Origin of the sequence: Pseudoalteromonas sp. SR44-5 (assembly GCF_014163675.1) — a bacterium.
GTDB lineage: Bacteria > Pseudomonadota > Gammaproteobacteria > Enterobacterales > Alteromonadaceae > Pseudoalteromonas > Pseudoalteromonas rhizosphaerae.
Genome location: NZ_JACJDT010000152.1, coordinates 1 through 746, shown reverse-complemented (window position 1 = coordinate 746; position 746 = coordinate 1). Strand labels below are relative to the sequence as shown.

At 39.0% G+C, this 746-nt stretch carries 2 protein-coding genes; both read left to right on the top strand.

The features are described from left to right. The coding region (locus H5154_RS22945; protein ID WP_182719050.1) for a T6SS immunity protein Tdi1 domain-containing protein at positions 1–186 on the top strand (186 nt) is incomplete at its 5' end. Positions 187–432: 246 nt separating this feature from the next. After that, the coding region (locus H5154_RS22940; protein WP_259398601.1) for a hypothetical protein at positions 433–746 on the top strand (314 nt) is incomplete at its 3' end.

Genomic DNA, 746 nt, shown 5'->3' with positions numbered 1-746 from the left:
GGCCCACTCAATGCTAATGAAGTGTACGGCTTTGCGCCATTTTTATTTATGGGTGGCGAGAAAAAAATCAAGAATATTGAAAAGTGCGATATTTTTGCCCATTTGAATTTAATTGCCGACATGGGGGATATGGAAATTATTGATATGGCTTCTATGGTACGTGGCGCTATTAAGCAGTACGAATAACGCTGTATGCAAATATGCTTGTGGCCTTTTTAATCTGGACTGGGCTACAAAACTTAAAAATACTAAAGTGCTCGGTTAGATCTTAGTGTGTTTTTAAGCAGTTTATAACAATAAAGACGTTATAATTTAAATTTAAACCGTGCAGCCAAAGCACTAATTCACTAGGAATTACCGGCTCTTTAACAACATGGATGTTGTTTGGCTAGGCGCTAATACAGCCGCTGATTAGTGCCCTGCCTTTCATTTTTGCACAGAGTAAATTCGATTATTCGTAGCAGCGGGTTTACCCCGCGACATAATTCCCCTGCAGCCCACAACGAACTACTATTTGATGATGACGACAATGAGCCAAAAGTCATTTTACAAACTCTCGCCAGTGAACATTACTTTGAGTTAAATGCTAAACAATCAGGCCGCCAATTCATAGAATGGATAAGCCAACTTGGGACGATAAACTTACACGCCGGGCGCGATTTATGCCTAGAAACCGAGCAAAACAATGTACAGTTTGTGATAAAGAACAATCAATTTATTGATGTTAAAAATGAACTCAAACAACA